The sequence below is a fragment of the Ferrimonas senticii DSM 18821 genome (assembly GCF_000422665.1).
Taxonomy (GTDB): domain Bacteria; phylum Pseudomonadota; class Gammaproteobacteria; order Enterobacterales; family Shewanellaceae; genus Ferrimonas; species Ferrimonas senticii.
On the sequence record NZ_KE383901.1, the window covers coordinates 26836 to 48711 of the forward strand.

20 protein-coding genes are annotated in these 21876 nt (G+C 56.0%); 16 read left to right on the top strand and 4 right to left on the bottom strand.

Translation table 11 applies throughout. The features are described from left to right. Nucleotides 1-44: 44 nt before the first annotated feature. The gene (locus G506_RS0117755; RefSeq protein ID WP_028118043.1) at nucleotides 45-998 is read right to left on the bottom strand and encodes a glycosyltransferase family 2 protein; all 954 of its coding nucleotides are present in this window, start codon (nucleotides 996-998) and stop codon (nucleotides 45-47) included. A 249-nt stretch (nucleotides 999-1247) separates the two neighbouring features. Between G506_RS0117755 and G506_RS0117765 the strand changes: the two genes are divergently transcribed. The 14 genes from G506_RS0117765 (at nucleotide 1248) to G506_RS0117830 (ending at nucleotide 17368) form a co-directional block, all read left to right on the top strand. Next, entirely contained in the window at nucleotides 1248-2414 is a 1167-nt protein-coding gene (locus G506_RS0117765; protein ID WP_028118044.1) for a glycosyltransferase, read from the top strand. Further along, on the top strand, nucleotides 2411-3772 hold the full coding sequence (locus tag G506_RS0117770) for an oligosaccharide flippase family protein (protein ID WP_028118045.1): 1362 nt from the start codon (nucleotides 2411-2413) through the stop codon (nucleotides 3770-3772). Before G506_RS0117765 ends, G506_RS0117770 begins: the two co-directional genes overlap by 4 nt. After that, complete coding sequence (locus G506_RS20145; RefSeq protein ID WP_035387504.1) at nucleotides 3769-5103, top strand: O-antigen ligase family protein; 1335 nt, start codon at nucleotides 3769-3771, stop codon at nucleotides 5101-5103. The genes G506_RS0117770 and G506_RS20145 overlap by 4 nt, the downstream gene beginning before the upstream one ends. Before the next feature lie 3 nt (nucleotides 5104-5106). Then, a complete protein-coding gene (locus tag G506_RS21275; RefSeq protein WP_028118046.1) occupies nucleotides 5107-5775 on the top strand; it encodes an acyltransferase in 669 nt (222 codons plus the stop codon). A 2-nt stretch (nucleotides 5776-5777) separates the two neighbouring features. Then, entirely contained in the window at nucleotides 5778-6995 is a 1218-nt protein-coding gene (locus tag G506_RS20150) for a glycosyltransferase (RefSeq protein ID WP_051202249.1), read from the top strand. A gap of 75 nt (nucleotides 6996-7070) precedes the next feature. Beyond that, nucleotides 7071-7469 carry a hypothetical protein gene (locus G506_RS0117790; RefSeq protein WP_156904945.1) on the top strand — a complete coding sequence of 133 codons (399 nt, stop codon included), beginning with the start codon at nucleotides 7071-7073 and terminating at the stop codon, nucleotides 7467-7469. Beyond that, nucleotides 7459-8865, top strand: a complete 1407-nt coding sequence (locus G506_RS0117795; protein WP_028118048.1) for a GumC domain-containing protein — start codon at nucleotides 7459-7461, stop codon at nucleotides 8863-8865. The genes G506_RS0117790 and G506_RS0117795 overlap by 11 nt, the downstream gene beginning before the upstream one ends. Next, nucleotides 8865-9950, top strand: a complete 1086-nt coding sequence (locus tag G506_RS20990; RefSeq protein WP_051202250.1) for a glycosyltransferase — start codon at nucleotides 8865-8867, stop codon at nucleotides 9948-9950. Before G506_RS0117795 ends, G506_RS20990 begins: the two co-directional genes overlap by 1 nt. After that, nucleotides 9947-11725 (top strand): sugar transferase, encoded by a 1779-nt coding sequence (locus G506_RS0117805; protein ID WP_028118049.1) that lies wholly within the window; start codon nucleotides 9947-9949, stop codon nucleotides 11723-11725. The genes G506_RS20990 and G506_RS0117805 overlap by 4 nt, the downstream gene beginning before the upstream one ends. A gap of 210 nt (nucleotides 11726-11935) precedes the next feature. Further along, a complete protein-coding gene (locus tag G506_RS20160) occupies nucleotides 11936-12259 on the top strand; it encodes an STAS domain-containing protein (protein WP_084631584.1) in 324 nt (107 codons plus the stop codon). Beyond that, nucleotides 12259-13080, top strand: coding sequence for an OmpA family protein (locus G506_RS0117815; protein ID WP_028118050.1), 822 nt, complete (start codon nucleotides 12259-12261; stop codon nucleotides 13078-13080). Before G506_RS20160 ends, G506_RS0117815 begins: the two co-directional genes overlap by 1 nt. Continuing rightward, entirely contained in the window at nucleotides 13080-15179 is a 2100-nt protein-coding gene (locus G506_RS0117820; RefSeq protein WP_028118051.1) for an SLBB domain-containing protein, read from the top strand. Before G506_RS0117815 ends, G506_RS0117820 begins: the two co-directional genes overlap by 1 nt. Next, nucleotides 15176-15784: a hypothetical protein gene (locus tag G506_RS0117825; protein ID WP_028118052.1), complete on the top strand. Its 609-nt coding sequence runs from the start codon at nucleotides 15176-15178 to the stop codon at nucleotides 15782-15784. Before G506_RS0117820 ends, G506_RS0117825 begins: the two co-directional genes overlap by 4 nt. A 141-nt stretch (nucleotides 15785-15925) precedes the next feature. Beyond that, complete coding sequence (locus G506_RS0117830; protein ID WP_028118053.1) at nucleotides 15926-17368, top strand: sigma-54-dependent transcriptional regulator; 1443 nt, start codon at nucleotides 15926-15928, stop codon at nucleotides 17366-17368. 246 nt (nucleotides 17369-17614) lie between these two features. On the opposite strand, the gene G506_RS0117835 is transcribed toward G506_RS0117830, so the two are convergent. Together G506_RS0117835 and yvcK are read right to left on the bottom strand one after the other, a co-directional pair. After that, nucleotides 17615-18628 carry a glycosyltransferase gene (locus G506_RS0117835; RefSeq protein WP_028118054.1) on the bottom strand — a complete coding sequence of 338 codons (1014 nt, stop codon included), beginning with the start codon at nucleotides 18626-18628 and terminating at the stop codon, nucleotides 17615-17617. Between the two features lie 66 nt (nucleotides 18629-18694). Beyond that, on the bottom strand, nucleotides 18695-19564 hold the full coding sequence (yvcK, locus tag G506_RS20165) for a uridine diphosphate-N-acetylglucosamine-binding protein YvcK (RefSeq protein WP_051202251.1): 870 nt from the start codon (nucleotides 19562-19564) through the stop codon (nucleotides 18695-18697). Between the two features lie 169 nt (nucleotides 19565-19733). On the opposite strand from yvcK, the gene G506_RS0117845 reads away from it, so the two are divergent. After that, nucleotides 19734-20216: a GNAT family N-acetyltransferase gene (locus tag G506_RS0117845; RefSeq protein WP_028118055.1), complete on the top strand. Its 483-nt coding sequence runs from the start codon at nucleotides 19734-19736 to the stop codon at nucleotides 20214-20216. On the opposite strand, the gene G506_RS0117850 is transcribed toward G506_RS0117845, so the two are convergent. Further along, complete coding sequence (locus tag G506_RS0117850; protein WP_035387506.1) at nucleotides 20211-20651, bottom strand: nucleotide triphosphate diphosphatase NUDT15; 441 nt, start codon at nucleotides 20649-20651, stop codon at nucleotides 20211-20213. The two genes, G506_RS0117845 and G506_RS0117850, sit on opposite strands and share 6 nt — an antisense overlap. Nucleotides 20652-20863: 212 nt before the next feature. Here G506_RS0117850 and lpxM point away from each other — a divergent pair, with 212 nt between their 5' ends. Next, the gene (gene lpxM / locus G506_RS0117855) at nucleotides 20864-21817 is read left to right on the top strand and encodes a lauroyl-Kdo(2)-lipid IV(A) myristoyltransferase (RefSeq protein WP_028118057.1); all 954 of its coding nucleotides are present in this window, start codon (nucleotides 20864-20866) and stop codon (nucleotides 21815-21817) included. Nucleotides 21818-21876: the final 59 nt, after the last annotated feature.

Consider the following 21876-nt stretch of genomic DNA (forward strand, 5'->3'; position numbering starts at 1 on the left):
AGCTGTTAGCTGTTAGCTGTTAGCTGTTAGCTGTTAGCTGTTAGCTACTTGCTTTGCGCCACTTCGCCCTCGAGATATTGTCGTTGCTGCACACAATGATGCAGCCATCCTGCAAATGGGCTCAACAGCGTTTTAAGTGAGGTGTGCTTGGGCGCCAGATAAGCCGATTTTAGCTGGTAGCCAAACGCCGTTAGGTAGTGTTGTTGTTGCTGATGATATTCAGCAAAACCGAGGGCAAGGTTGGCTTCGGCACCATGGCGGGTGGCGGTCGATATCGCCTGATCACAGTGGCGCTGAATAATCTGTTGCATCGCGTGCAGACGTGCCAGTCGATTACTGCTGATGGAGCCGCGGCGCATTAGGTAGTGCATCTGCAGCTGTGGTTGCGCCCAGACGGAGCCTACCGCTGCCAGTTTCAGCCACAGATCCCAGTCCGAAGCCGAGCCCAAGCGATTATCGAAGCCTCCCAGTGCCAAGGCCAGTTGTCGCTGTATCACCACCGTTGAAGTGCCAATCACGTTTTCCATTAAGACGGTGGCTTTGTCGAGCGGCTGGTGCAACTGCATTGCTCGTTGACGAAAGCGCGGCCAAAAATCAAAGCAGTCGCAGATAGCATTGCCGTCTTCGCCGACGTGCAGATAGTTGCCGAACAGTAGTATGCAATCACGGTGGCGCCGCAACAGTTGCCGTTGCTCTAGTAGCTTGTCTGGTAGCCAACGATCGTCGGCATCCAAGAAGGCGACATAATCGTGCTGACATAGCGCCATCGCCGCATTGCGAGCGTTGGCAACGCCGACCTGTTCAAGCCGTAAAACCTGCAGCATGGGGTGCAGAAGCTGCTGCTGTTGTAGATATTCAAGGGTACCGTCGTTGGAACCATCATCAATCACCCACACCTCATCGGCGGGGCAGCTTTGTTGCCACACTGATTCAAGTGCATCTGGCAGGTATTTAAGGCAGTTATAACTGGGGATCACTACGCTGATGCCGATGTTCATACTTCACTCCGCGATTAACCATTCGCTAATCCCCCAAGCAGATCCCATACCAGTCTTAAATTTAGATATTTAACAGTAGTTTGCCCACGAGTTAGGGGCGATTAGCAGCAATTAACGACGCGCTACTGGTGGCGATTGCGTTTTGCAACTTGGCAGTAAATATCTTTATAAAACATAAAGTTAAAATTTGGCTCGACTGTTGCTTTGTTGAACGGCATTAGCCCTGATATATAAGTGCTGGAGCCTACGATGAAGTCGATAGCCTATGTGTTCCCCACCTTTCCTGTGCCGTCGGAAACCTTTATCACCAACGAAATGGAGGCGATGGCCGCGCTTGGGCATCCACTGTTTCCCTGCGCATTAGAATGGCACAGCGATGTGGCTGATACGGCTATACAACCACTGCAGCGTAAGTGGCTAAAGCGGGTCAAACCACTGCCGCAAATTCCATTGTGGCAGGCGCTTGGCAGTGCCGTTGCTGTCGGTTATAAGCGCGCCGGCTGGCAGTTTATTCGGCAGCAACGGCATTGGCGTCAACGCAGTTTGTGGCTGGCGGCGCTGCGCTTGGCAAGTTGGGTACGCGCCAATGGTTGTAATCATATTCACGCTCACTTTGCCCAGCACAGCGCGGCGGTGGCGATCGCAGCGGCCAAGTTGTGTGGCTGTACCGTGTCGTTTGTTGGTCATGGTGCCGACATCTACCAGCGTCCATTTGACCTAAAAGCCAAGTTGCAACATGCGGATTTAGCGGTGGCGGTTTGTCGCGATATGCAGCAGCAGTTTGTGAAGCAGCAGGCGGATGCCGCGACCGCGTTGATCCCCTGCGGCATAGATATTGCGCGCTTTAGTTTGAATCACAGCCAAATCGGCACCCAGCCACGATTGCTGTTTGTCGGTCGCTTAGTGGAAAAAAAGGGCGTTGATCTGCTGCTGCAGGCGCTGCAGCAACTGCCACCGACGGTGGGACTCGACATTGTTGGCAGCGGCCCGTTGCTGGATAGCCTAGATCGGATGGCGCAGCGGTTGAATGTTGACGTGCGCTTTCTCGGCCAGCGTGATCAGGCGTGGCTGCAAGCCAATGGTGGTTACTACGTGGCGTTGGTGGCGCCATTTCGGATCGCCGCCAATGGCGATCGTGATACTGGGCCGTTGGTTTGTAAAGAGGCGATGGCGATGGGGTTGCCGGTGATCACCACCGCCATTATGGGATTACCGGAAACCGTCAATCATAAGTGTGGTTATCTGGTGCCGCCGGAGAGTCCCGAACAACTGGCGCAAGCGATCGCCGCGTTGTTGGCACTAAAGCCAGAACAGCGGCGCCGGTTGGGATTGCGCGGACGGTTACGGGCAGAGCGCTTGTTTAGTAACCACCATCAAGCCCAGCGTTTGTCTGCCCGAATTGAGGCGCTAGCGTGAACGCCGCGCTGCATTATGGTATCGGCTGCGCCCTGCAGCGCGGGGTAGGGCTATTGTTGTTGCCGCTGGCGGCCAATTTGTTGGCGCCAGAGCAGTTTGGATTGCTTGGTTGGTTGACGGTGTTGGCGAGCGCGTTGGGCCTGTTGGCGGCGCTTGGGTTGGCTGAAACCGCTCAGCGTTTTAGTGTCGAGCCAGCACGCCTAGGGCAACTGAGTAAATTGGCACTGTGCTGGTGCGGGTTGTGGTTGCTTTTGACACCGATTACCAGTTTGTTGGCGCTGGCGCTTGGTAAGTCGCAAGCCGCGACGCCTTTGGCACTGCTGTGGGTCAATCTGGGTTGCAGTGCTTTACTTGGGCTGCGGTTGATGTTATTGCGATTAGCCCAGGATAGTGCGGGCTATCTGCGTCGGATTGGCTGCTGGAGTACCCTCCAGTTACTGCTGACGGCAGTGGCGTTGTGGCTCGGTGACGGTTCGCTGCTGGCGATGATGGCCGCTGGCGCGCTTGCTAGCGGCAGCACCTTGTTGTTGCAATGGCGTTGGTTGCAGCAGGCTTGGGGCAATGCCATCGGCAGCGGCAGTGCGTTGTGGCAGCTGCTGCGCTACGCCTTACCGCTGTGTGGCTGCGGCTTTATCGGTTTTGTGTTTGTCGGTTATGAACGCTTATGGCTTGGTCAAGCGCTATCGCTGGCGCAGTTTGGTCCGTTTAGTTTGATGGCGCAACTGGCGCTAATACCCATTTTATTGATTGAGCCTTATGGCTTGTGGTGGTTTCCCAAGCGTTTTGTATTGGCTAAGCAGCAGTGTCGGCAGCAGTTGGCTGATGGCGCGTTGTTTGGCGTGTTACTGCTGCTTGCTGCATGTGTGGTGCTGCTGTTGATATTGCCGCCGCTGGTGACGCAACTGCTACCGAGCCACCTCCACGATGGGCTGCGCTGGTTGCCGCTGCTGCTGTCAATCTCACTGTGGCGGCAATTGGCAGCGCTGCTCAGCTTTGGGATCTATAACCAAGCCAGCGGCCGGCTGCCGCTGCAACTGAATCTGGCGCTGGCATTGCCAACGCTGGCGTTGCTGCCACTGGCGCTGCATTGGTATGGCGTATTGGGTCTACTGCTGGCGCTGTTGGCGCTTACGCTGCTGCGCACTTTGCTGTTTTACGGCGTTAGCCAGCGCTGCTTTCACTTGCCCTATCGATACCCGCTGTTATTGCCAGCACTGCTTGGCAGTCAGTGGGCACTGTTGAGCGATTCCATCGCACTGCAGTTGCTGCTGTTGTTGATGTTGTCGCTGCAGCTGTTGTGGCTGGCACGGCCGTTGTTTGGGCAGGGCCAACGGCAATTGGCGGTGGTGGCGAAATGAAATTGGCAACTGCCAGCTCGCCATTGACCATCGCGCTGGGGTTCAGTGGCCTGTTAGCGGGGCTGGCGTGGCTGGATTTGCGGCTCACGCTGGTGATTGGTCCGGCGCTGTTGCTGCTGTGGTGGTTGCTGCGCGATGGGGCGGTGGTGGTGGTAATGGGGTTTGTGCTGCTGTCGGCGTTTCGACTGCATGAATTGACGCCGCTGCTGTTGCCGCTGCGGATCCCGCAACTATTGGCGCTGTTGACGCTGGCGGTATTGGCATGGCGGTTAGTGGTGGTGCGGGATCTTAAGCCGTTTATCGCTAAAGAGGGTTACTGGCTATTGGCGCTGTTGGCGGTCACCGTAGTGGGCGCCTTGTTGGCCAGCAATCGCGCTCTGGCGATGGCCTATCTGACCGGCAGTTGGCTCAAGGTGGTGCTGATGTGTTTTGTCTGTGCGTGGATGCTGCAGCGGCCACGGCACATCAATGCGTTGGCGTGGGGGATAATTGTCGCTGGCATGCTGGTGGCCTTGGTGGCGCTGTATAACAGCGCTAACGGCTTGGAAATGGTCGAAGGCAGCCGCGTTACCATTGGCCGCAGCTATGGCTCGATGCTCGGGGATCCCAATGATTTGGCGTTGGTGTTATTGCTGCCCATCAGCTTTGCGCTTAGCGCCAGCTTGAGTCGTCACCCGAGCCGCTTACTGGCGGCTTTCGTGTTGCTGTTGCTGTTGCTGGCGATGCTTGCGACCCAAAGTCGCGGCGGCTTGTTGGGGATGGTGGCGGTCACTGCCATTACCGTTTATCGCCGCTTTCATTTACCGCGTTGGTTGTGGCTGTTGGCGCCATTGCTGCTGATGCTGTTGATGGCGGCAGCGGGGATCAGTGAGCGTCAATCCGGCGGTGCGGCCGAATCCGGTATCGATGAATCGGCGATGGGGCGCTTGTATGCATGGCAAGCGGCGTGGTCAATGATGTTGGCCAATCCCATGTTCGGGGTTGGCCTAGACAACTTTTTTGTAAATTACTTTTTTCACAGCCCCCATTGGGATGGCAAAAATCACGCGGTGCACAGCAGCTGGTTTCAGGTGATGGCAGAAGCCGGCGCCAGTGGCCTGGTGCTGTTTATCGGCTTTTATCTGCTGCTACTGCGGCGCAGTTTTGCGGTGCTGGCAATCAGCCAAAAACAATCGAAGCACAGCCCGTGGCCGTTGGCCTGCTGCGCGGGATTAGTTGGCTTTGGCGTTAGCGGCACCTTTCTTACCCAAGCGTTTACTTGGCCACTGTATATCATGGCGGCGTTGGTGTGGGCGCAGTGGCGATTGATACCAATTTGCCCTAAGGAGTGAAGCATGAGCGTAATCGGCGTAACTCAACAAGCCAAAATCTGGCTTAAGCCTTGGTATTTGCAACTGCGGGGCTGGCAATTGCCACCGATAAAACTGTTGTATATGCCGCTATTATGGCTTTATCAAGGTAGCTCGCAGCTGCTTGCAACCTTGATGCGACTGCTGCTTTGGACGCCGATGTGGCGGGTGCAGATCCAAGGTGGCGAGGGCCTTTATCTTTACAGCGGCTTGCCACAAAAACTGGGACCAGTGGCGATCAGCATGGGCAAAAGCTGCCGCATGAGTGGCGTTAGCACGGTCTGCGGCCGCCCCGATAGCCAGTTAACCGTCGGCAACAACGTTGATATCGGCTGGCAAAACACCATCGCTGTTGGCAGCAAGGTGGTGCTAGAAGACAACGTTCGGCTAGCGCCAAAGGTGCTGCTGGCCGGTTACCCCGGTCACCCGTTGGCGGCAGAGGCGCGGGCGCAAGGGTTGCCAGAACTGCCGCAACAGGCGGCGCCAATCGTGCTTGAGCGCGATGTCTGGATCGGCACCGGTGCGGTGGTGATTGCAGGGGTCACCATCGGTGCTGGCAGTGTGGTGGCCGCGGGTAGCGTAGTGACCAAATCGATGCCGGCCGGGGTGCTGATTGGTGGTAATCCAGCACAAGTGATCCGTGCTTTGGAGTGACGATGATGAAAGCACAACCGCAACTTTGCGCAACCAACGTCACTGTTGGAGCTGGGGCAACGCGCACCGGGTCGGTCAAACCGACCATGCTGGTGTTTGGTGAAGATTGGCACAGCTTGCCCTCCAGCTCGCAGCATCTGACCAAAGCGCTGATGGACGAATTCAGCATTATTTGGGTCAACTCCATCGGTCTGCGCCAACCCCATCTGGGCGACGGTAAACGGCTGTGGCATAAGCTGCGCCAAGTGACTACCAAGGCACAGCCGAGCTGTCAGGAGGAAGCCGCTATCCCGCAGCAGGTGATCGCCCCCAAACTTTGGCCGCTGCCGCAGCAGGCATGGTTACTACAACTTAATCGCGCTTTACTGAAACGGCAGTTGCAGGGCGTGGCGCTGGATCAGATTGAATACGTCTGGTGTGCGCTTCCCTGTGCGGTCGAGTATTTGCCGCTGCTGCCAAATGCCAAGGTTATCTACTATTGCGGCGATGATTTTGCGGCGTTAGCTGGGGTCGATCATCACAAGGTGGCTCCCCTTGAACGGCGTTTGTTGCAACAGGCCGATCTGGTGTTATGTGCCAGTACTACCTTGCAGCAGCGCTGCGAGGTGCACGCTAAGGTGACACCGCAACTGCTACCCCATGGGGTGGATCTATCCCACTTTAGCCAGCCACAGCCAAAACCGGCGGGATTACCGGATAAGCCGATATTGGGGTTTTATGGCAGTTTGGCCGAGTGGATCGATTTTTCCTTGTTGGAGCAACTGGCACAGCGTTTTAGCGATTGTCAGATACTGTTGATTGGTCACCAAGGCCAGTGCCCGCGATCGCTGCTAGACCGCGCCAATGTGACTTTGCTGCCGTTTATGCCGCATCAGCAGTTAGCGCAATACGTTCAGCATTTTGCGGTGGGGTTATTGCCGTTTAAGGCCAATCAGCAGATCGCCGCTTGCGATCCATTAAAACTGCGTGAGTACCTGGCGGCGGGGATCCCGGTGGTCAGTCGGCCCTTTGCGGCGTTGCAGCAATACCATGTTGGGGTCAGCCAGCAGCGCAGTGTTCAGGCGTTCGCTGATGCGATTGCCGCCTATCTGCAACAACCGCCGTCGGCGGCGGCGATCCAAGCACAGGTGCAAGACGCCAGTTGGCGCCAGCGTGCCGAGCAAGTGTTGCAGTGGTTGCAAATTGCAAATAATCGCCAAGGGTTCAGCTCAAGCAATTGATTAATATAAATATTGCTCCATTGGCTTAGTTCCTGCTTGGTGGTGACTACCAAACCTTGAATGATGGTGACTGCCATGTTCAACCGGACTTATCTGCTGATACTGCTACTCACGAGCGCTGTGGCGCTCACCGGCTGTGCTAGCACTGCCACCGATTATCCGATGGCCGATTACTCCCCCCAAAAAGCGCCAAGCTCTGCCGCCGTGGAGTTCAATTGGCCGCAACAACAGTCGTTGTTGTGGCAGTTGGGACAGAACCTTAAACCGCAGCAGTTGACTAGCCCGGCGCTCAAAGTGATGGTTGGGCCGGCGGCTAACCTACAGCCATGGCCGGCAGCGATGGCTGGACAACAGCGACAACGACAGCTGCAACAAGCGCTGCGTCAGCTTGGCTTCCAAGGCCAGATCATCAGTCGTTACCAACCGGAATTGAGCGCCGATCTGATCCGCATTGAGGCCGGTTATGGCCAATGAGCTGCTGCGACTGTTTATCTATCGTTGGCTCTGCCATTTATGGCAGTGGCGCCGGTGGTTGTGGCTGCCGCCGCTGCTGCTGGCGTCACTGGCATTGGTGCGCGGCGAATTGGTTGATAAACGCTACCGCAGCACTACCGTGTTGCTGCTGCAAGAGTCGGCGCTGGCCAACCCGTTTTTGAAAGATCTGTCGGTGGCAGTACAACTGAAGGAGCGGCTGTCGGGATTAACCGCGCTGCTGCGTTCACGGCAGTTGCTGCAACAGGTGGCCGAGGACGCTCGACTGGTTGGGCCCGATCAATCGCTGCCGGAGTGGCGTCGAGCGCAACTGGCGCAAGCGGTATCGTTGCAAACCCTTGGTGACAGTTTGGTGCGGTTGTCGGTGGTGTGGACCAGTCCCGAGCAAGCACAGCAACTGTTAGCGGCGTTTTCGCAGCGCTTTCAGCAGCGCTTGATGGCACCGGGGCAGCGGGCGGTGGATGAATCGTCGCAGTTTCTGCAAAAGCAGTTGCAGCAGCAGGAACAGAGCCTAAATCAGGTAGAACAGCAGCTGGCGGCGTTTAAGCAGCAAAATGCTGCGCTGCTGCCGGATCTGCTCAGCTCTAACAATTTGGCGCTATTGGAGGCGGAAACCGCCATTCGTCAGCAAAAGATTGCCATCGAGGGGGCGCAGTCGCGGTTGCAAAGCTTGACCTCGCAATTGGCCACCACCAATCCGCTGATTGGTGAGCTAGAGCAGCGAATTATTAGCGTACAAACCGAATTAGCGCAGTTAAAAGGCCGATACACCGGACGTCATTCGGCAGTCAAAGCGGTAAGCGCGCGGCTCTCGCAGCTGCAACAAGAGAAACAGCGATTATTGCAGCAGCCACAGTTTCCACTGGCCGAACACCTAGACAATCTGTGGCAACTGGCCACCACTTTATCTGCCGAAGAGGGACAAACGCCGATATTGGTGTCGCAGCTGAAGCAGATGCAGCAAGCCCAAAGTCAATTTGATGGCCTCAGTGCCGAATTGGCGCTGCTGGAGCAGCACCGCCAAGGCATTGTTGAGCGAATGCGCGACAGTGCCGCGGTGGCACAGCGGCTAAATGAGCTAGAACGGTTGGCCGACGGGCGGCGGCAGCTGTATCAAGAGCTGCTACTGCGCTTTGAAAAAGCGCGTGTCACCAGCGAACTGGGTCAGTTCGAGGCACCCACTAAGGTGCAGATCATTGATGCCCCCAGCTTGCCCGGCAGCAGTATCGATCTGCCGTGGTTTATTAACCTGTTACTTGGCGCCGCTGGTGGTCTGATTTCGGTGCTGTCGTTGGTCACCTTAAGCAGTTTGCTCGATCGGCGGATCTATGCGCCAGCGCAGATCCAGCGTTTGCTTAGTGAAACAGGAGAACCGTAATGGCGATTATGCAATTGGTGCAGCGCTTAGCCCCTGGCGGTTTAGAAACCATGGCACTGGCGCTTGGGCAACAGCTCAGTAACCAGCAGCCGGTGCTGCTGGTGTCGCTGGAGGGCAGCACTGAATCGTTGTTGGCGCAGTGGCCGGCACTGGCCGCTGGCAATCCGGTGATTGGCCTAGAGAAAGGCAGCGGCTTTGATTGGCAGCTGGTGCGGCAACTGCGCCAGTTGTGCGCCGAACATCAGATCCGTTGGCTGCATAGCCACCATATCGGGCCACTGCTGTATGGCGCTTTGGCTTGTGCGGGCAGCCGTACCCGGCAGCTGCATAGCCATCACGACGGTTGGCATTTGGCCGATCGCAAAGACCGTTGGCTGACTCGTTGGTTATTGCGTTGTGGTGGCGCTGCCAGCGTCGCGGTGGCCGAGCAAGTGGCTGCAACGCTTAGCGCCCAAGGTTGCCGAGTGGATCGGGTGATCGCCAACGGCGTCGATGCCAATCGCTTTCGTCCGCGCAGCCAAAGCGCGATGCGGCAGCGATTGGGGCTTGGGGATGATCTGTGGCTATTTGGGGCCGTGGCGCGGATGGTGCCGGTCAAGCAGTTGCAGTTGCTTGTTGAAGCGCTGCCGAGTTTGCCACGACAGGCGCAGCTGCTGTTGGCTGGGGATGGCCCTTGTCGGCCACAACTGCAGCAACTGGCGAACGATCTTGGGGTCGCCGAGCGTTGTCATTTCCTTGGCCATTGCGATCAACCGCAATACCTCTATCCGGCGCTGGATTGCTATTGCCTGTGTAGTAAAGCCGAAGGCGCACCGATGGCGCTGTGGGAAGCCCAAAGCAGTGGCGTACCAGTGTTGTGTGCCGACGTTGGTAACTGTCGCGCCAACTTGTGCCCAGATAGTGGCCGCATTGTTGCTGCAGATCAATGGCCACAGGCGCTGTGGCAACAGATGCAGCAGCAATCAGCGCAGACGGCGCAACAGCCAGCGGTCGCCCCTGCTGCCCGGGCGTTTGCGCTGGCGCATGGTTCGCTGCTGCCGATGGCAAGTGGCTACCAACAATTGATGCAGGAGATCGAACGATGATGTTGTTAATCCTATTGCTGCTGGTGCTGACAGCAGCGCTCAGTGCCCATCTGTTGCTGTATCCGTGGTGGATGGCCCGCAGAGCCAAGCGGCCTCGGCCTCAGGGGCACAGTGATGGCAGTCAATCGTCGGTGATGATTGTAGTGCCGTGCTATAACGAACCGCAGTTGCTGTCCTGTAAGTTAGACAACCTGTTGGGCTTAGAGGATGCGGCCAAGCGGCTAACGGTGCGGGTAGTGATTGATGGCGGTAGTGCTGATTGCCTCGAGGTTGGTCGCGGCTTTCGTCAGCGCTACCGCCAGGCAGGGATCCGTCTGCAACTGTTTTACCATCGTCGTAATCGCGGCAAGTGTTTTCGGCTGAATCAGCATCTGCGCCGGGTGCCATCATCTTGCCATTGGTTGCTGTTAAGCGATTGCTCGGCGCTGCTGTCCGCCAATGCCATCCAAGAACTTGATAACGCTTTTTATCAGCCGGACGTTGGCGCGGTTACCGGGCGCTATCAACACCAAGGCGATCCACGGCTTGAGCGCCACTGGCGACAACTGCATCAGTTGCGCCAAGGAGAAGATCTTGCTGGTGCGGTGATGGGCGGTGCTGGGGCAGCCATCGCCTTGCGACCGCAGCTGTTTCGTGGTTTGCCCGACGATTGCATCAACGACGACTTTGAACTGATGATGATGGTGTTGCGCCAAGGGTGGCAAAGCCGTTATCTACCGGGGCTGTTAGCGACTGATGTGGCCGCGGCCGCCAGCGAACAACTGTTTAGTCAGCGGCGGCGGATTGCGGCGGGTAATGTCCAACAATTGCCAAGTCTGTGGCAAGCGATGCGTCAGCAGACGGCGGCGACTCGATTGCTGGCAGCCCTTGGCAAAGGCACAAGGGCGCTGCTGCCGCTGCTACTGGTGCTGTGGGCGCTAACTGCAACGGTGCTACTGCTTAACAGTATTGGCCTAGCCGCGATCCCAATTCTGCTTGTCGGGGGATTGTTGCTGGTGGCGCCGCACTTAGGCTGGCAAGTTACTGGTGCACAGTGGTCACTCGCGCTGCAAGGGGCATTAATCGGTTGCCTGTATGGGGTGGTGGGTCGCGCAGTGCCTTGGCACCGAGTAACGCCGTGCACGGTCTCGCCGCAAACCTTGGCGAATGGTTATCAACCGTCGCCGGTGCGTCTAAGCAAACGGCTGTTGGATCTGGTTGCCGCAGCTGTCGGTTTGTTGCTGCTGTTGCCGTTGTTACCACTGATTGCGCTGGCAATAAAACTCGACTCCAACGGCCCGATCTTCTATCGGCAACTGCGTATTGGCGCCCGCCATCAAAGCCATACCGAACTTATCTACATCACCAAGTTCCGCACCATGCGCATCGATGCCGAAGCCAGCGGTGCCCGCTGGGCCAGTAGCGATGATCCGCGGGTGACCCGAGTTGGCCGAGTTTTGCGAGCAACCCGATTGGATGAACTGCCGCAGCTATGGCAAGTGCTGCAGGGGCAACTGTCGTTGGTGGGGCCGCGGCCAGAACGACCGCAGTTTTGCGGCGAGCTAGAGCAGCAACTGCCGTTTTATCTGGAACGCACTTTCGGCTTGCGACCGGGACTGACCGGTTTGGCACAAATTCACCAAGCCGGGGATACCTGCTTGGCGGACGTTCAAAATAAGCTGCAGTACGACCACGCCTATGCGGCGTCACTGGCCGGACTAAAAAGCTATTGGCGGATGGAGTTGGCAATCCTATGGCGTACGGTTTGGGTCGTGGCTGCGGCTAAAGGGCATTAGCGCCAACACATTCGCGGCAACATAGTGTGGCGGCCATCGATTGATGGCCGCTTTTTTGCGATTGCAACTTGCCTAATTGCGGTCGTTGCAAATTAGGAATGGCATCTACGTTATTATTTAAGCAATTGAAAATAGCGATTAAAATTTGTGGCATTGGTTGTGCAATACCTCTTTGAACTTCGCCGCCGGCGTAACTTTGAGGAGTGACCGATGACTACTTCTGCACAACCTAACCGACATGATGTATCGCCTTGTTTAATGACCTTGCCGCGTTACTTCGATGTCCGCAGTGTGCCGCAAACCTCAGAGCAATTTGAAAGCCTGCTCGAACGACACGAGGTGCAAGTGGTGCTGGATTTTTCCAACGTCGAGTTTATCGATTCATCGGCCATTGGCGCGGTGATCTACCTGTTTAAACGGCTGCATGGACAACAGCGCCAGTTGCAACTGCTGAAACTTAGTGGTCAACCGCGGCGCACCTTGATCATGCTCAGCGTTGATAAAGCGATCCCATTTGTCGATGAGGTGGCGTAATGAAACCGCTGCTGCTTGGTTCGCTGTTGTTGCTTGGCGGCTGTCAAAGCTGGCCGCAGGAGGGCGGCAGTGATGGTGCTAAAGCCAGCCTGCCGTGGGATGGCTATCTGCAATCGCCTGCGCACCTGCAAGAGTATCAAGTTACTCGACAACGAGTGGCATCGGCGCAGCACAGCCTTGAGCTGTTAAAACTGCGTGGCAGCGTGGCGTGCATGCCAGAGCGTACCTACCAAGCGGAACAGTTGCTGGGGTTGGTGCGCCAAGAGATCGCAGCGGATTTGTTGGTGGATGCCAGTGAACATCTGTTGCTGTTGGATAATCAACTGTACCGTTTGTCGGTGCGCTTGACCGAGATGCAGCGCCGTTTGGGCTGCGGCCAGTTGTTATCATCGCAGACTAATGACCCACTGCTGCAATCGCTATTAGAGCCAGAACAGTTCGCCCTAGATCGCGACCAGTTACTGCCGGTGTTTGAACAGCGCTTGCAAAGGCTGGCTGAACATCTGCAAGCGGCGCCAGAGCTAAAACTTATCGTGATTGGCCATGCCGATCCGCAGGGCAGCCAGCAGCACAATCAGCAGATGGGGTTGCGCCGGGCGCAGCAGGTGGTGGCTAAGTTGCAGCAGTTTGGTGTGCCAGCGCTGCAGTTGCAGGCGCAGAGCGCTGGTGACAGTCATTCCTACCGCGCCAGTCAGCCGCAATTGGAAACCCGTACCGCGCTGTTGGCCAGTCGCCGAGTCGAGTTTCGCTTAGCGCTGATTGATGCACCGTTGACGCCACTGCCGCAAAGTCAGTGGTCACGATTACAGTGGGGGCAGTGATGGACCGCATTATCAAAGGCGTTATCGCTCTGTGGTTGCTGGCAGCCGTGTTGCTGCCAGTGCATGCCGAGCCGACTCGGCAACTGCAACCGGGCGATCAATTGTTGATTGTGATGCCGGGAGAAACTGCCTTTGATAAGCCGTTTCAGCTGGATAACCAAGGCAAAATTCGCTTGCCAGAAATTGGTCGGGTGCAGTTGGCGGGACAGACCCTTAGCCAAGCCAAAACCGCGGTCAAGCTGGCGCTGTCGTCGGTCTATCTGAATCTGGATCAGTTTGATTTAGAGTTGCGTCAGCGGCAGTTGCTGATCCGGGTGCTGGGGTACGTTAATAACCCCAGTGAGGTGGTATTGCCATTGGATGGCAACGTACAGATGGCAATTGAAGCCGCTGGCGGGCTAAAGCCTGGGGCACAGCTCGACAAAATGCAGTTGCGCCGTGGTCAACAGCAGCAGCTATTCAACTTCAAAGCTTATCTGGACTCAGGCGATCCAAGCCGTTTGCCACAATTACAGAGTGGCGATCAACTGTTTGTTCCAGCCTCGCCGTTGACCGGCAATGTCGAGGTTAATTTTGATGCGCGGTCGTTAATCGCTGGCGGTGATGCTGGTGATGACGATGAAGCGATCACCCTATTTGGTGAGGTGCGTAACCCCGGTACCTTCAGTTACAAGGACGGCATGGGCTTGGTCGAAGCGTTGATGCGCGCCGAGGGGGTGACCCGCTATGCCGATGTCACCCACATTCGGGTTATCACCGACAACACCCCTTATCTATTTGATCTAAAGAGTTTCCTCGACAGCGGTCAAGCTGAACAACCGCCGCTGCAAGCTGGCAGTCTGGTGTTTGTGCCGACCCAAATTGAGGTAGTGTCAAATACCCAGCGCACCGTGTATGTGATGGGCGAAGTGCAGGCGCCCGGTGCCTATGAAACCGGAGACCAGGTGTCATTTTTGGATCTGCTGGCCAACGCTGGCGGGCCAACCCGATTTGCGGAAACCCGCAACATTCGAGTGCTGCGAGCCGATCATACCGTTGAACAGGTGGATCTGCTGGCTTATACCGAATCCGGTACCGGTGCGGCATTGCCGCAAGTGCGCTCTGGTGATGTGATCTTTGTGCCGGAAAAGACCGACGTTAATGAAAAGTCATGGTTGAAGATCCCCGCGTCACGGGCGGTCAAAGTGATGGGCGCCGTTGGCAGCCCCGGTCGGTATGAGTGGGATCAAGCGATGTCGTTTTTGGATCTGCTGGCGCACGCTGGCGGGCCTAAGCAACACGCCAATTTGGCGGAGATCGAGATCTTTGCCGAATCCGGCGAAAAGCGCTTGTTTGATCTGGATAAGTTTATCAGCCAAGGCGGCGCCTTTAGCGAGTTGCCGCAGGTTAACGCCGGCGATACTGTGATGGTCAACGAACTGCCGTGGGATCCTACCGACAACAAAAGCAGTTGGATCCGCCAAAGTGCCGACACCTCTATCTACCTGTTTGGCCAAGTGGGGGCTCCTGGTCGCTACGCCTTTACTGAACAACTGGGCTTTTTGGATATCCTCGCCGCCGCCGATGGCCCTACCGACAAAGCGGATCTGGGGCAAATTCGCATTACCCACCGTGATGGCAGCAGTGCGCGGGTTACCCAATTGAATCTGGCCCGTTATTTTGAAACCGGTGATGAAACCATCCTGCCGCAAGTTCGCCCGGGCGATACCATTTTTGTGCCGCAGCGGTCACGCCAATGGCTGGAAAAACCGGCTGAGCAGGTGGTGCGATTGATGGGCTCGGTACATAAACCTGGCCGCTACAGCTTCGACCAATCGATGAACCTATTGGATCTGCTCGCGGAAGCTGGTGGCCCGCTGGATAACGCTTATATCGAGAAGATCATCGTAGTGCAGCACAGCTGCTGCGAACCGCAGGCCCGAGTGTTTAATTTAAAGCGCTTTGTGACCCGTCCCAATTATGCCGAAATCCCGCTGCTGCGTCCCGGTGATACCGTGTACGTACCGGATGAGAGCCAATCTAACTGGCATGTATTTATCAATGGCGTACGCGACACCTTAAGCATTGTCGCCTTGGTACTGCTGGGGACGTCGATATGAATCCGTTGGTGCTGACCGAGCTTGATCAACTGGCGGCGCTGCTGCGACAACGGCAACTGACCAATTTGGCATTGGCGTCGATGAATGGTGACAGTAGTGCCATCGCCAGCCAGTTGGCGCAGCATTGCCAGCAATTGTTAGGCGCCACCTTGTTGGTGGATTTAACTAAGCAAACCACAGTGTCGTGGCAGTTTGCGGCGCTGACCGCCCACACCGAAATCCAGCAGCGATCCGGGATTGGCAATTTGCCGGCACCACAACAACGACAGCAACTGGATAGCGCCGAAATCGCCGAGGCGATGCTGCGCTGGCACTGCGAATTTCCACAGGTGCTGCTGCATTGTGGCAAACTTGATTGCGCCCACGGCTGGATGGCTGCCCAAGGCTGCGAGGGGTTGCTGCTGGTCGTCGAGGCGGCCGATGATAACGAACTGCAACTGGCGCGGCTGCTGCAAGCCTGTAAGCAGCGACAGTTGCCGCTATTGGCAATCTATCTTAATCGCAGCAGGCTGCTGCCGCTGGGACGACGGTTGGCACAGTGCTACTGGTTACCGCAACCACTGCGCCACTGGTTTGCTGAAAGTCCCATCTTGGCAGGTCAATAAAAACCACTGAACAGCCAAATCAACTTGCTTGGTTAGATTTGTCATAAAAACCGCTGCAAAAACAAAAGACAAACCTCAACACGCCCTAACTGCTTTTATTTCCTACACTTATTGGTATCCAATTGTTGGCTGGAGTAACGGATGACAACGCCGATCCAACGGGTACTGCTGGTTGAAGACAGCCAATCATTGGCTCGAGTTTACCAAGCCTATCTACGGCAACTGCCGCTGCATATCGAACATGTCGATACCGTCGCCAAAGCGCAAGCTTCCCTAACCAAACAGCTGCCATCACTGCTGTTATTGGATCTGCATCTGCCGGATCAGGGGGGCATGGAGGTGTTGAAGATGTTGCACCACAGTGGCTGCACTTTACCGGTGATTGTGATCACCGGTCACGGCTCAGTGGAACTGGCGGTGGAAGCGATGCAGCTCGGTGCCTACGACTTTGTGGCAAAACCGGTGGAAGCCCAGCGACTGCAGGTATCCGTCAATAACGCCTTGAAGTTTTATGCCCTTAATCAATTGGTTGACCAATTTCAGCATCAGCGGCGTCGTAGTCAATATCTCGGTTTTATCGGCGCCAGCACCGCCATGCAGGCGGTCTATCAACTGATTGAGCGCGCCGGCCCCAGTTCGGCGACGGTGTTTGTGTTGGGGGAAAGCGGCACCGGTAAAGAGGTCTGTGCCGAGGCGCTGCACCAGGCTAGTGGCCGGGCACAACATGCGTTTGTGCCGTTAAATTGTGCGGCGATCCCGCGTGAGCTGGTGGAAAGTGAGCTATTCGGGCATCGCAAAGGCGCCTTTACTGGGGCACAAAAGGATCGGATCGGGGCGGTGCTGGCGGCCGATGGCGGTACCCTGTTTTTGGATGAGATCTGCGAGATGGAGTTGGATCTGCAAGCCAAGCTGCTGCGCTTTTTGCAGTCGGGTAAAATTCAACCGGTAGGCAGTGATCAATTGATTGCGGTTGATGTGCGGATCGTTTGTGCCTCCAATCGCGATCCGTGGAAAGAGGTGGAAGCCGGTCGGTTTCGAGAAGATCTTTATTACCGTCTGCATGTGCTGCCGATCTCACTGCCGCCGCTGCGCCAGCGTGGCGATGATGTGTTGTTGCTGGCGCGCAAATTTCTGCAACAATATGGTCAGGATGAGGGCAAACGTTTTGTCGGCTTTTCTCGGCAAGCGGAAGTGTGCCTAACCAAGTTTGGTTGGCCTGGTAACGTGCGCCAGCTGCAAAATTTGATGCGCCAGATTGCGGTGATCCATCCCGGCGGCAAAGTCGCGGCGGAGCAGTTGCCTCAGCCATTGGCGCAGCTGCATCAACCGTCGACTGATACCACGCCCAGTCAGTTTCAATGGCAGCAATCACCGCCACCCGCGCTGGAGGCAGTGCCGCCAGTGGCGACCAATCAGGAGTCGCTGGAGGTTGCACAAGGCAGTTTGGCGGAGATTGAGCGGCAGGCGATCGAGCGGGCGATTGAGCAGTGTGATGGTAATATTACCCAAGCGGCCAGCCTGCTTGAAGTGAGCCCGTCGACCATCTATCGCAAAATGCAGGTGTGGCAAAAAGAGCCATCGTAACTAGGGCGTGTTGACCTTTGCTGTATATTTTTTGCGCCCATTATTGGTTGTTTTTGACAGCAAATTGCTCTTGGTCGGTTAATTTTGCGGTTCAGAGATCACTTAGGGGCGCCTTGCTGGGTCGGACTAGCAGCTGTCACTCTTCGTCATACGATTTCGACGTAGAGCCACTATGCCTTCAATCGCAATCCTCGATTGACAGTCGCTATCCTCGACCAAATTCTGAACACCAAAAGTCAACACGCCCTAGTGCATCATCCCTGCAGCACGATAATAGATGAGACATTGCAGCACGGTGTCATCGCCGTGCCAGTGCTGCTGTACTCGTGCTCGGCCTTGTTGTCCTAGTTGCTGCCGCTGGGTTGGCGTTAAGCGGGCAAATTCGGTGATAGCATCGCCGATGGCGGTCATGTCATTGGCTTTAACGAGGGCGCCGACTTGGCTATCAATCAGTTTGGGCAGATCGCCTACGGCAAAGGCGATCACTGCAACCTGCGCCGCCAGCGCTTCCAACGCAACCAATGGTAAACCTTCGCAGCGTGACGGGATCACCAGCAGATCCAGTTGCGCCAGAGCGTCATTCACGTCGCGACAAAAGCCCCGATCCTCTACCGCTCCCTGATTAGTTTCCGCTAGTTCACCTTGGCCAAAACTGACCCAGTGGTGCTGCGGATCCTGCAGCGCTAAGCGAATAAAACGGTCATAGCCTTTATCGTGACAGTAGCGACCGATAAAACCGATCCGCAAGGTTGAACTGGACTTTCTTTGGGGCAGCGGCGGCGGCGTTAAAAAGTTACGGATCACCGGCAGAGGTCGGTTAACTCGGGCGGCAATGGCGTCCGATACCGCCATGGTATGACTGAGCCCGCAACTGTTTAGATCGGCGTTAAGATAGTATTTCACCGCGCCATCGCCGCAATCGCCGCTGTGGAGGGTATGCACCGAACGCCGTCCCAGTGATAGCGTCGCGATTCGGCAAAGCAGTCCTGCCTTATAGCCGTGGCTGTGTAACACTCCTTGCCGCGCCAGCGTTCGTAACTGTTGCAATTTGCTTAGGTTGCTGCCGCTTAGGTAGTGTACTGGTAACTGCAGCGCCGCGAGCCGCTCGGGCAAGTTGCCATCGGTGTAGCGATGCCACAGAGTAATGGTGGCGGCGATATGGTGCTCACTGAGTTTGCGACAGAGGGCGCAGACGTGCGCTTCAATCCCACCAAAATGGCGACCATCCAATACCAGATACACCCGTTGGTTTAGGGTCATTGCTGCCACCGCTGCAAAATGCAAATCGATACTTAGTAACCTGGATAAGCAATGACAATGCCAGCGTTACAGTTTTTGTAGTAGGTGTTGCAGCGCCGCCGCGAGCAGTTGTGGCTGATGCTCAATACCATCGTCGCTGAGCGGTCGATACAGGTATTGTTGGTGATCTTGTTGCGGCCAACCGTGGCTTAAGCTGGCGCTGATAGTAATGCCGGTCAGTTGCTGGAGCAGGGTGATCTGAGCCGCCGCTTCGGTTTGCGTCACCGGACTTTGTTCTGCGCGCAGGTTGGTGATTAAGCCGATAGGTTTGCTGGCTACGATCTCTGCGACCTCATCAAGCAGCAGCGGCGGGCACAGACTGGTCAGCATACTGCCGGGGCCGATTAACACGGCTTTGGCTTGTCGCAATAGCGCTAGTGCTGCTGGGGCGGCAGGTACCGCCGGTTGCAGCAGCAGCTGTTGCGGCAGTTGTGGTTGTTGGTCGATTTGGGTTTCGCCGACGATTACGGCGTTATCGGCAAAACGAGCCGCCAGTTGGGTGGCGTGATCCGACATCGGCCACAGCGGCGCCGACACCTCCAACATCGCTGACAGTAGCTTCATGGCGTCGCTGGGATGAATGCAGAGCTGATCCAGCGCCAGTAAAATCAGGTTGCCAAGGTTGTGTCCTTGCAGCGCTCCTGCTTGTTCAAAACGATAATCCAGCAGCAATTTGCCGAGCGCCTCAGGGGCGGTTAGGGCGCTTAGACAATAGCGCAGATCGCCCCAGGCAATGCCGCCGTTGTCGTCACGCAAGCGGCCGGTGGAACCGCCGTTATCGGTGGTGGCAACAATCGCACCAAACGGCAACTGACAAAGTTGCAGTGCCTGCAACAGTTTACTGAGTCCATGACCGCCGCCAATAGCGACAATGGGGGCGTGGGTATCCAAAGCCAATATTCATCCTTGAGCCATTTTTGTCAGTGTAGAACAGCGGCTTGTTGTTGCCCGTCACAGGCTTCGATAAGTGACTGAATTACGGCCGTAGGAGATTGCCGAAAATTCAATTAAGCTGTTCTATAATCAGAGGCTTAGCAAAGATAATTGATAACCTAAAGGGGCAGGGATGAGCTTTGAATTGCGACCAATCGAAACCGCTGACGATCCGCAGGTTGCGCAGATCATCCGTACCGTGCTTACTGAATTTGGTGCCAATCAGCCGGGGTTTGCCTGGCAAGATCCCGAACTCGATCGTTTAAGTCAGGTTTACGCGGCTGATAACTGTCGCTACTTGGTGGTGGTGCAGGGTAACGAAGTACTCGGCGGTGCCGGTGTTGCCCCTTTTGATTGTCATTTAAGCCACGTTTGCGAATTGCAAAAGATGTATCTGTCCTCTTCGGCGCGCGGGCTCGGAGCGGGACGTTCGCTGTTAACCAGACTGCTGCAGTTTGCGCGCCAGCAAGGGTTTCGCCACTGCTACTTGGAAACCTACGGGCCGATGACCCAAGCGCAGCAGTTGTATCGCAGTCTGGGCTTTGTTGAACAACCAAACCGGTGGGGCAACAGTGGTCACGATGCCTGCGATCGTTTCTTCTCAGCGCGGCTATAGCGACGGTAGGTACAACCGTTGTTGCAGCCAACAGTGGATCGATTGGCGACTGGCATCAAAGTGCGGCTCTGGTAATTGCGCTGGTGAAAACCAGTGCCAGCCTTCGCATTTGTGCGGTTCGCGATTCACTATCGGCTGCTGATTGTAGCGACCATGCAGGGTTACCGATATCGAGTGGTAGCCCTCGTGGCGATAGGTTTGCAAGTTATTGGTCAGCGCCACAACGGTTAGCTCGCCCAGTTGCAATCCAGTCTCTTCCAACAGTTCGCGCGCGGCCGCCTCCTCAAAACTTTCCCCAAGCTCCAGATGCCCGCCAGGAATCGACCAATAAGGCGCATGGCCGCCGCGACGTTTGCCAAGCAAGATCATGCCATCATTGCGTTCGATAATGATGCCAACGCCGATGGCGGGGCGTTGTTGATTTGAGCTAGGCAAAAGGCGGTTCCCTGAATTCAGATAATAAGTGCGGCGCTTAACGATGCCGCCATCCTATACGTGCATGACCGCGACTGCCAACGACTGTTGAAAAATGATCGTCCGCTGGCAGAACTGATTGTCAGACGTTGCCTTTTTGCCGACTCGAACTAGAATTATCGGCCTTTCTCTTTTTGTTGCCGCATCGTCGAGCGGTGGTGTTACAAGCGCGTATGTCTAATCCTCTGGCTGATTCTCATAATCCAAAGTTTCAATGGTCGTTTTTGCATCCGCGTAACGCGGGGCACTGGTTGGTCATTGGACTACTGTGGTTGCTGGCGTTTGTGCCATATCAATTGCGCGATCGGCTGGCTACTTTGCTATCACGTTTGACTGGTCGCAAAGGCAGTGCCAGTCGTCGCAAAGCGGAGATCAATCTGAAACTGTGCTTTCCTGAATGGTCACAGCAACAGGTTGATCAGGTGTTGGACACCATGTTTGCTCGAGCGGCGCAGGTGATGCTGGCTTACGGTGTGCTGTCGGCGCGAAGCAAAAGCTACCTTGAGAAAAAAGTCAGGTTGCATGGTGAACAACACCTGCTGCCGTTGATCGAAGCCGGTAAACCGGTGGTGTTGATGGCTCCGCATTGCTGGGCGATGGAGTTTCCGGGGGTGTTGTTGGCGTCGCGCGGTTATCGCTGGACCACCATGATGAAGCCGGATCCTAACCCGCTGATGGACTGGGCGATGCTACTTGGTCGTAACCGTTTCCCCGGTAAATTGTATACCCGCCAACACGGCATTAAAGCGGTGCTGGATCGGTTAAATGAAGGTTACTTAGCCTACTATTTGCCCGATCAAGATCATGGCATGGCCAAAAGCGAATATGTGCCATTTTTCGCCACGCACAAAGCGACCTTGCCGGGACTGGGACGGATGGTCGATGCCACCGGCGCTGTGGTGGTGCCGATCAGTGCCGGCTATGATCCGCAAACCGGCCTATTTGAAGGCTACATCTATCCGCCGGTTACCGATCTACCCAGCGGTGATCGTGCCACCGATGCCCGTATCATGAATCGGGAACTAGAGCAGATGTTGAGTCGCGATCCGGCCCAATACATGTGGATCCTTAAAATCCTTAAGTCACGCCCTGAAGGCGAAGCCGATCCCTACCGTCGCCAAGCGTAGGTTATTGCCCATATTCAAGTTGTTGCTCGATTGTTATAGTTGTTGCCGCTCGCATAACA